Below are 8,423 nucleotides of genomic sequence, written 5' to 3'. Positions count from 1 at the left end.
TGGCTGGAGCGGCCGCTGGCCAAGCTCGGCAAGGTCGACATGCTGTCGGTCTGCATCGCGCTGATCATCCTGCTGATCTCGGCCATGACCTTCGCCACCCACGCCCACCAGCATGGCGGCGCGCACGTCGACAAGTCCTCCACGGTCCTGCTCGCGGGGGTTGCGGGCCTGATCACCTACATGATCGTGGGCGGCCTCTCCGGCTTCTTCGAGGACAAGCTCGAAGAGGAGGAGGACGACGAGCACGAGGCCGAGGAGCGGGCCGAACGCGAGGGCAGGCCCCGCTCCGCGGTCGCCCTGGCCGGCAAGGCCGCCTTCTTCATGTTCCTCTACCTGGAGGTCCTGGACGCCTCTTTCTCCTTCGACGGCGTCATCGGCGCCTTCGCCATCACCAACGACATCGTCCTGATGGCCCTCGGCCTCGGCATCGGCGCCATGTACGTCCGATCGCTCACGGTCTACCTGGTCCGCCAGGGCACCCTGGACGAGTACGTCTACCTGGAGCACGGCGCCCACGACGCGATCGGCGCCCTGGCGATGATCCTGCTCGTCACCATCCGGTACGAGATCAACGAGATCGTCACCGGTCTTGTCGGCGTCGTCCTGATCGGCGCCTCCTTCTGGTCCTCCGTCCGCCGTAACAAGGCACTTCTGATTGCCCACGCGCCGGACGACAGCGAGGGGAGAAAGGGAGGGCCTTGACCCCGGATCTTGGACACACGAGACACTGGATCCTGAGGATCCGAGACATCTCGTGGTCATGAAGATCTATCCGCCGCGGTTCAAGGCGGACGCGGTCGCGGTGTACGAGTCGCGGCCCGAAGCGACGCGCTGGCCGCCGCCGAACGCACCCGCGGCAGCCTCGCCGGAACGGTCCTGCACACCGATCACGACGCCCAGTACACCAGCCGGGCCTTCGCCGCCGCCTGCCACCAGGCCGGCGTCCGCCAGTCCATGAGCGCGGTCGGCTCCAGCGCGGACAACGCACTCGCCGAGTCCTTCAATGAGACGTTCAAACGCGAGACCCTCCAGGGCCGCGGGCACTGGGACGACGAGCGCGAGACCCGGCTCGACGCGTTCCGATGGCTGCACCGCTACAACGGCCACCGCCGTCACTCCCGCCTCGGTCACCGCAGCCCCATCACCTACGAGAACGCCTTCCGAATGACATCAACTACGCTGACGCAAGCCGCACAACCCGTGTCCAGGAACCGGGGTCAAGGACCGCCGTCGGCTCCGCGGCAACGGCCCGCGCGTCCTCAGATGCGGATGGCTCCGCGGGGAGGAAGGGCCCACAAGGGGTCGGCTACGGTTCGATTCGGGTGATCTCTCCGATCTCCAAGGCAATGTAGAGGGCATCGTCCGGTCCCACCGTAAGGCCGTGCGGTTCGCAGGAGCGGCCCCCCGGCAGGTCATACTCCTCGATGTGCCCGTCGGGGGTGATGGACCCGATTCGGCCGGTGCCCCATTCGGTGAACCAGCAGACACCCCTCGCCGGGTCGGCGATGATCGCGTGGGGTCGGCAGGCACGGTCCGGGAGGGGGTATTCCTGGATGCGGCCGTCTGTACTGATCCGGCCGATCTGCCCGGCGCCGATCTCCACCAGCCACAGTGCGTTGTCCACGCCACGCGTGATGCCGACCGGGCCTGCCTGCATGGTGGGCAGCGGGTGGATCGTGACGTCTCCGTCGACGCTGATGCGGCCCACCGCGTTCGTCCGGTTCAGGGTGAACCACAGCGCGTCGTCCGGCCCGGTGGTGATGGCGGAAGGGAAGGCGCCGCTGACGGGCAGCGGGAACTCCGTCACGCGGCCATCGGTGCTGATGCGGCCGATCTGGTCGGTGTGCATCTGCGTGAACCACAGCGCGCCGTCGCCGGCGGGTGTGATTCCGAACGGGCCGCTGCCCGGTGTCGGGACCGCAAACGAGGACATCTGCCCGCTCACAGTGATCCGTCCGATGCGGTGGTCCCGGCTTCGGGTGAACCACAGGGCCCCGTCGGGGCCGGGTGCGATGACCGACGGACCGCAGGTCGCCAAGTCAAGCCGGTAACGGTGGAGCTGGCCGTCGGGCGTCAGGCGGGCGATCTCACCGGCGTGGACCAGGGTGAACCACAGCGCGTCGTCGGGTCCGGTGGTGATGGCGTAGGGGCCCGAGGCTGGGCCGGAAACGGGTATCTGCTTGATCGAGACGGCACGGCGGGGCATGGGGGCTCCATGTGACGAAGAGGGTGATTACGGGCGTCAGCGGGCGGCGGCTGATGTGGGAGTCGCCTACAGGGCGAGGTGCGCACCGTGCCAGCGCCGGATCAGCCGGCGGTCGTGGCTGACGATCACGAGGGTGCCGTCGTAGTCGGCCAGGGCGGCTTCCAGGTCCTCGACGAGGGCGGGGGACAGATGGTTGGTGGGCTCGTCGAGCAGCAGGACATCTGACGGTTCGCTGACCAGCCGTGCCAGGGCGAGACGCTGCCGCTGCCCGGTGGACAAGGTGCCCACTGGAACGGTGAGCTGGTCGCGGTTGAACAGGCCGAGCCCCAGCAGCTGCTCGACGTGCTCGGCGGCTTGACCGGCTCGTCCGCGGGCGAAGGCGGGCAGCAACGTGTCGTCCGGTCGGCCGAGTTGCGGTTCTTGCGGGAGGTAGCCGACCCTGCCCCGGCGGGTGACGGTCCCGCTGTCGGGGGCCAGGTCGCCAGCCAGGACACGCAGCAAGGTGCTCTTACCCGCTCCGTTCGGCCCGGTGATCAGCAGGCGTTCCCCGGCCGTGACCGTAAGAGATGTGAGGCCGAGCCGGGCTGAGACGCTGACGTCAGCGGCATCGAGTAGGACGCCCCGTGCATGGCCTGCCCGCAGTACGGGGGCGAAGCGCAACGGCTGCGGTGGGGACGGGACCGGGTTCGTCAGGAGGCGGCGCAGGCGTTCCTCTGCCTGGCGTACCCGGCTGGCCACCGACTGCTGGACGCGGCCTGCCGCCCGGTCGTAGGCCATCTTGTTGCCGTCCTTGATCGCTCGGCCCGGGGCCACCCGGCGGGCGGTGGTCGCGGCGGTCTCACGGAGCCGGTCCACGTCGGCTTGCCACTGGGCGTGCGCCTGTGCCCACCGCTGGCGGGCTGCCGCCTTCTCGGCGAGGTAGCCGGCGTAACCGTTGCCGTACCGGATCACGCTGCGCTGGTCGGCGTCCACTTCCAGCAGACTGGTGGCCACGCGTTCCAGGAAGACGCGGTCGTGACAGACCGCCACGGTGGTGCCGCGCCGGGTGCGCAGGTGTTCTTCCAGCCAGCCGAGGGCTTCCTCGTCGAGATGGTTGGTCGGCTCGTCCAGCAGCAGCACCTCCGGGCTTGCTGCCAGAACGGCCGCCAGGCGCAGCCGGACTTGCTCACCGCCGGACAGGCTGCCCACGGTACGGTCACGGTCCAGCGGGCTCAGGCCGAGGCCGTGCAGGGCGCGTTCCACGCGGGCGTCGGCCTCGTAGCCGCCACGCAGTTCGAAGACCGTCAGCAGCTCGCCGTACTCGTCCATACCCGACTCGTCGCCGTCGGCCATCGCCGCCTCCAGGCGGTGCATCCGCTGCTCGATCGCGCGCAGCTCGCCCAGGGCCCGGTCGATGACCTCCCGCACGGTCGCACCAGGCGGCAGCCGCCCGTCCTGCGGGAGGTAGCCGACGCCGCCGTCGGCGTGGATGATGACCTCTCCCTGGTCGGGCCGTTCCAGGCCGGCGAGCAAGCGCAGCAAGGTGGTCTTGCCGGACCCGTTCTCGCCGATGATCCCCGTGCGCTCGCCCGCGGCGAGCGAGCACGTCACCGAGTCAAGGACGAGCCTGCCGCCCAACGACTTGCTGACGGCGAGAGCGGTGATCTGCGTAGGCATGCGAAGACTCCGAAGCATTCGAGGTCGGTGCGGCCCCCACGGGCCGCTGGGCCAGGTGAACGCTTCGAAAGAGCATCGACGACTCCATTAGTGCGACAACAGTTGCATTAAGATGCTGTCATGACGCCGTCCCGCCGAGCAACCGGATTCCCGGTCGGAGATTCCTCGCCTCCGACGGCGGCCCGACGCCGCCCGGGCGGTCGCACCAGCCGCATCCGCATGCAGGTGCTCGACGCGGTGCGCACCGAGCTGGTGGAAGCCGGCTACGACGCACTCACCGTGGACGCCGTCGCGGCCCGCGCGGGCGTCCACCGCACGACGGTGTACCGACGCTGGCGGGACGTCGGCGGACTGCTCGCCGACGTCCTCGACGCCGCGAGCTACGACGACTGGCAGCCCGAGGACACCGGCTCCCTGCCAGGAGACCTGGCGGCGCTGAACCACCAGATCCAGACGGCGCTGACCGCCCAGCCGCCGATCACCACAGCCTTGATCGCCGCCTCCTTCCGCTCCGACGAAGCCGCCCGTGCCCTACAGCGCTTCTGGGAGGACCGGTACGCACGCTGCGAGATCGTCGTGCAGCGAGCAGTCCGGCGCGGGGACATCCCCGTGCACACCAACGCGCGGCAACTGCTCATCGCCGCCACCGCGCCGCTGTACCACCAGCTGGTACTTCTCCGTACGCCACCCGATCCTCGTCTGCCCGACCACGCAGCCAGGAGCGCCGCCCTTGCGGCATCCGGCGGAGCCTTCACCGAGTCCCCGCCAGACGGCAATACCTGACCGGACCACTCCCCCCTCTCGTCCACTGCTGGGCCCATGCCCTGAGCTCCGTGATCTGCTCCCCGGTGAGGCCGTAGGAGGCGAACTCCTCGTCGTCGTACCACTCGGCGCCGGCCAGGCGGTCACGCAGGTCCTGGCGGCGGAACTCGTCGCGGCCGTGCCGTTCGCCCAGCCGCTCGAGCTCGGTGGCCGTGTGGTGGACGGAGGCGGCGTGGACGTCGATCAGGTCGCGGACCGCGCCGCGGTCGGCGAGGGCGCGGACCTTGGTGCCGATCACGTCGTCGAGAGCGAGGACGGGGCCGTACTCGGTGGTGAGCGGCGCGGCCCACAGGTTCTCCTTGAGGACGTCCACCTCACAGTCCTCACCGGTGTCCGGGGCGGCCGCCACGAGGCGTGCCGCCAGCGGGTCGACGCCGATCATCGTCACACGCCAGCCCCGTTCGGTCAGTGCCCGGCGCAGGTGCTCGGCGATGTCCGCCATGGGGGCGGGGTTCTCCGTGGCGACGTCGAGGTCCTGGCTGAGCCGGTCGACCAGGCCGTGCGCCTGGACGGCGTATCCGCCGGTGATGACCAGCGGGTAGGGCGTGCCGACGGCGAGGACGTCGGACAGGAGACGGCGGGTAGGCCGCTGAGGTTCACGCGGCGGTGGACGCCTCACGGGCGAGCTCGGGGAAGGCGTCCTCCCACACATCGCGGATGTGCCTGCCGACCAGGGTGCGCAGCGCCGGCCACTGGGAGGCGAGCAGGTCCCGGTTCAGGAAGGCGAGGAGGTCCTGGCGCCGTCCCTCGGCCAGGACGGTCCGGTAGAGGCTCATCCGCTGACGCGGCCGGTCGAGGTCGTACGCGCGCAGGCCGGACCAGGCGATGTGCAGCGGGAGCTCGACCCGCCCGTGCACCGGTCCGGTCAGCTCGTCCAGGCGGCCGGGCAGACGGCCCGCGTACCGGGCACGCAGCACATCTGCGGCGGAGGGTTCGAGCGAGCGGTGGTGCAGCGGGTCCATGCCCGGCGTTGTCCCTCCGTTCGCCGAGTCCGTCGAAGGCCGCGCGGGGCCCGGTACCGGACGCGGGGGCCGAGGAGCATCGTCCGAGCGGATCGCGCACCATGCCTTCGCGGTCCCGGTGCGCCCTTTGGCCTGGCCCGACCGCACGGCGGAGCGCGAGCGCCCCGCTGCCACGCGGCCGGTGTCCGGGTCAGGACGTGGCGGCGCCCCGATGTGCGCAGGACGGCCGTGCCCGGGAGTTCCCGTTCCGGTCGTGGTCCGCGCGGACGGGCAGGGCGGGCGCCGTGGCGCGGGGGGTGCGGGTGCGGGCCTTCCACGGTGGGGCGGCGGTGAGGAGGAAGTCGATCCTGTCGGCGAACCGGGGTTCGGGGACGGGCAGTTCGATGTTCGGGTGGCGGTCGTAATGGGGGGTGACGGCGTCGGCGACGTAGTTGGTCAGGGCGTCGATGCGGTGGGACCGGCGTCGGCGGCCCGGGGCGGCGAGTTCGCTGAGTATGCGGAGCACGGTGGGGAGTCCGGCGTCGAAGCGGATGTCCGTGGGCGGGCATGTGCCGGCGACGGCGAGGGGTTCCGGCGCCCCGTCCTCGGGGGTGAGGTCGAGGCCGGTCTGCTGGGCGTAGAAGGCGGCGGCGTGCTGTTCGCCGCGGACGCGGTGGTGCAGGGAGAGGGTGTAGCAGGCCGGGGGGTGGCCGTCGCCGGCGGCGTACTGCCACCAGAAGCGGGCGCCGTCCTCGATGCCCGCGAGGTGGAGGGCACAGCCCAGGAGCCAGGCGCTGTGGTGGTCGGGGACCTGGTCGGTGAGGAAGGCCAGGACGTCGGGGGTGAGGGCGGTGACGGCGGTTTCGCACAGCGTGTGCAGTTGCCGGGCCGCGGCCGCGTCGGGGCGGTCAGGGCCGGCGGGCGGGGCCGCGGCCGGCAGGGGGGCGGGGCAGGTGCCGTCGTCGTGGGGGACGGTGTCGTCGGGGACGTCGGGATGGTGGTGCAGGCGGGCTCGGGCGAGGAGCTGGTCGATGGCAGACATGGCGGGCGGGGTCACTCCCGGGTGTCGGGGGCGTCGAGGAGGGCCTCGACGGTGGCGCGGGCGTGGTGGTCGACGGCGTGGGCGATGGCGGGGCTCAGGCCGAGGACGTGGGGGATGTGCTGGTCGGGGATGCCGCACAGGTAGTGCAGGACGGCGACGTCCATCTGGTCGTCGGGCAGGCGGCTGACGGCGTCGAAGAGATCGACCAGTTCGGACAGGGCGATCATGTGTCCGGGGTCCTGACGGGTGCGGATCTCGCGGGTGGAGAAGACGGCGGCGCGCAGGTCGGGGTGGCCTTCGTGGCGGGGGGTGCGGAGCATGACCCGGGAGCGCAGCAGGAGCCAGGCGTAGCGGTTGAGGTTGGCGCTGGCGGTGGCTTCGCTCCAGGAGAGCCACAGGATGTCGTTGGTCTCCGCGACGACACCCCGGGCCCGCCGGTCGGTCAGGAGGAAGGCTCGGGCGTATTCCAGGTAGGGGTGGTACATGGTGTCGGTGAACGCCTGGTAGGGCAGTGGGGGTCCTTCGGCCTCGTGGGCGACCTGTTCGATGCACTGGCGGATCCACTCCGGCCCCTTGCGGGCTTCGCGGGCGGCGGCCGTCCACAGCCGGCGCATGGGTTCCGTGGGGATGTCCAGGGCGCGGATCACGCTGAAGGTGATCTCCCAGGCGGGGTAGTAGCCGTTTCCGCGCAGGAGTTCGCTGATCCGGGTCTTGGAGTAACCGGACCGGTCGACGAGATCGTCCAGGGTCAGGCCGCTGGTGCGGTGCACGTTGCGGACGGGTTCGAGCCAGGCGCGGTGCAGCGGGCCCGCTTCCGGGGAGATGGGGGCCGGCGGGCGGCCCCGTCTTACGCTGTGTGGTGGGGGCTGGGCGGCATCGGACGACGGCATCACCGCGGCGCCTCCTGACCGTCCCGCCGCAGTCCGGCCGGGTCGCCGGCGGAGGGCGGTACGGCGTCCGCGGAGGACGGTACGGCGTCCGCGGGACGGGGACGTCCGTCGGACGCCGTGAGCGCCTGGACGACCTGCTGCACGAGCAGGCCCAGGGAGGGCAGCAGGACCGCCGCGGCGGCCGCGTGCCCGAGCACGGTCATCACCGTGCTCCATGTAAGGGCCGCCGCCAGGACGACAGCGGCCACCACCTTCTTACTCGACATCGCACTCTGTTCCTGTGATCGAACGGCACCAATGAGCCCTCCGTCGGGCGGTGCTGAAGCGCCATCAGGAGGGACCGCCAGAATGGCCGCACACAGCCGTCCGACGCTATGTGATCATGGGATTACGGAACAATAAGAAGATTCGCCATCTCCCGCTACGCCCCGCCACCCGCCTCGCGGGCCTCGTAGCGCGGGGGTTCATCCCTTTGAGGAGAAAAACAGCACTTCTGCTCTGCAATTGCACGCGATCCCTCATCATGAATGCTCACAAGGCGCCACTCGACGCCGCACCACGTGCGGCCCCCTGTGCTGAAGAAGGAAGAGGGGGCCGCACGATCCACTGTCCGTGCGCCTGGGACACCTCGCGTCCAAGTGACGGAGCGTGCACCCCGACTCACCGGCACCACGGAACGCGCGCCGGAGCCCCCGTTCGACAGTCCCGGCGCCGGGGACAGCCGTGCTCGCGTCGGGCTTTGCGCCGGGCCGGGACCGCCGGTGCGCCCCGGTCGCCGGCGAACGGCCGACAGCGGGCGAAGGGCCCGTGGTGCACGGCGGGTACCGCGGGCGCGGCGCCACACGCAGGGTGCGGGTGACCTCCGG

Annotated in this window: 11 protein-coding genes; 3 read left to right on the top strand and 8 right to left on the bottom strand. The window is 71.0% G+C overall.

Annotated elements, in window-relative coordinates:
- On the top strand, positions 1-702 hold a 702-nt coding region (locus tag IF28_RS0132615; protein ID WP_037894481.1), incomplete at its 5' end, for a DUF475 domain-containing protein.
- A 185-nt stretch (positions 703-887) separates the two neighbouring features.
- Here IF28_RS0132615 and IF28_RS40240 read toward each other — a convergent pair.
- Complete coding sequence (locus tag IF28_RS40240; RefSeq protein ID WP_267883078.1) at positions 888-1,016, bottom strand: hypothetical protein; 129 nt, start codon at positions 1,014-1,016, stop codon at positions 888-890.
- On the opposite strand from IF28_RS40240, the gene IF28_RS40425 reads away from it, so the two are divergent.
- Positions 955-1,326, top strand: coding sequence for an integrase core domain-containing protein (locus IF28_RS40425; RefSeq protein ID WP_078621589.1), 372 nt, complete (start codon positions 955-957; stop codon positions 1,324-1,326). The genes IF28_RS40240 and IF28_RS40425 overlap by 62 nt on opposite strands.
- On the opposite strand, the gene IF28_RS0132600 is transcribed toward IF28_RS40425, so the two are convergent.
- Together IF28_RS0132600 and abc-f are read right to left on the bottom strand one after the other, a co-directional pair.
- Complete coding sequence (locus tag IF28_RS0132600) at positions 1,307-2,206, bottom strand: virginiamycin B lyase (RefSeq protein ID WP_030228081.1); 900 nt, start codon at positions 2,204-2,206, stop codon at positions 1,307-1,309. The genes IF28_RS40425 and IF28_RS0132600 overlap by 20 nt on opposite strands.
- A gap of 66 nt (positions 2,207-2,272) precedes the next feature.
- A complete protein-coding gene (gene abc-f, locus IF28_RS0132595) occupies positions 2,273-3,862 on the bottom strand; it encodes a ribosomal protection-like ABC-F family protein (RefSeq protein WP_030228078.1) in 1,590 nt (529 codons plus the stop codon).
- A gap of 120 nt (positions 3,863-3,982) precedes the next feature.
- Between abc-f and IF28_RS0132590 the strand changes: the two genes are divergently transcribed.
- Positions 3,983-4,645 (top strand): TetR/AcrR family transcriptional regulator, encoded by a 663-nt coding sequence (locus IF28_RS0132590; RefSeq protein ID WP_030228075.1) that lies wholly within the window; start codon positions 3,983-3,985, stop codon positions 4,643-4,645.
- Here the strand turns inward: IF28_RS0132590 and IF28_RS0132585 are convergent.
- The 5 genes from IF28_RS0132585 to IF28_RS0132565 form a co-directional block, all read right to left on the bottom strand.
- A complete protein-coding gene (locus IF28_RS0132585) occupies positions 4,614-5,303 on the bottom strand; it encodes a nucleotidyl transferase AbiEii/AbiGii toxin family protein (RefSeq protein ID WP_051713959.1) in 690 nt (229 codons plus the stop codon). The two genes, IF28_RS0132590 and IF28_RS0132585, sit on opposite strands and share 32 nt — an antisense overlap.
- Positions 5,281-5,646 carry a hypothetical protein gene (locus tag IF28_RS0132580; RefSeq protein WP_030228069.1) on the bottom strand — a complete coding sequence of 122 codons (366 nt, stop codon included), beginning with the start codon at positions 5,644-5,646 and terminating at the stop codon, positions 5,281-5,283. The genes IF28_RS0132585 and IF28_RS0132580 overlap by 23 nt, the downstream gene beginning before the upstream one ends.
- Before the next feature lie 190 nt (positions 5,647-5,836).
- A complete protein-coding gene (locus IF28_RS0132575; protein ID WP_051713958.1) occupies positions 5,837-6,667 on the bottom strand; it encodes a hypothetical protein in 831 nt (276 codons plus the stop codon).
- A gap of 11 nt (positions 6,668-6,678) precedes the next feature.
- On the bottom strand, positions 6,679-7,557 hold the full coding sequence (locus IF28_RS0132570; RefSeq protein ID WP_030228063.1) for a sigma-70 family RNA polymerase sigma factor: 879 nt from the start codon (positions 7,555-7,557) through the stop codon (positions 6,679-6,681).
- Positions 7,557-7,823: a hypothetical protein gene (locus IF28_RS0132565; RefSeq protein ID WP_030228060.1), complete on the bottom strand. Its 267-nt coding sequence runs from the start codon at positions 7,821-7,823 to the stop codon at positions 7,557-7,559. Before IF28_RS0132565 ends, IF28_RS0132570 begins: the two co-directional genes overlap by 1 nt.
- Positions 7,824-8,423: the final 600 nt, after the last annotated feature.

The organism is Streptomyces sp. NRRL WC-3626 (assembly GCF_000718785.1).
GTDB classification, from domain to species: domain Bacteria; phylum Actinomycetota; class Actinomycetes; order Streptomycetales; family Streptomycetaceae; genus Streptomyces; species Streptomyces edwardsiae.
This window is presented reverse-complemented; position numbering and strand designations above follow the sequence as displayed.

What these genes read in the sequence shown, in the direction of transcription:
- IF28_RS40425 (WP_078621589.1), top strand. Translation starts at nt 955, where the DNA reads ATGAGCGCGGTCGGCTCCAGCGCGGACAACGCACTCGCCGAGTCCTTC.
- IF28_RS0132600 (WP_030228081.1), bottom strand. Translation starts at nt 2,206, where the DNA reads ATGCCCCGCCGTGCCGTCTCGATCAAGCAGATACCCGTTTCCGGCCCA.
- abc-f (WP_030228078.1), bottom strand. Translation starts at nt 3,862, where the DNA reads ATGCCTACGCAGATCACCGCTCTCGCCGTCAGCAAGTCGTTGGGCGGC.
- IF28_RS0132590 (WP_030228075.1), top strand. Translation starts at nt 3,983, where the DNA reads ATGACGCCGTCCCGCCGAGCAACCGGATTCCCGGTCGGAGATTCCTCG.
- IF28_RS0132580 (WP_030228069.1), bottom strand. Translation starts at nt 5,646, where the DNA reads ATGGACCCGCTGCACCACCGCTCGCTCGAACCCTCCGCCGCAGATGTG.
- IF28_RS0132575 (WP_051713958.1), bottom strand. Translation starts at nt 6,667, where the DNA reads ATGTCTGCCATCGACCAGCTCCTCGCCCGAGCCCGCCTGCACCACCAT.
- IF28_RS0132570 (WP_030228063.1), bottom strand. Translation starts at nt 7,557, where the DNA reads ATGCCGTCGTCCGATGCCGCCCAGCCCCCACCACACAGCGTAAGACGG.
- IF28_RS0132565 (WP_030228060.1), bottom strand. Translation starts at nt 7,823, where the DNA reads ATGTCGAGTAAGAAGGTGGTGGCCGCTGTCGTCCTGGCGGCGGCCCTT.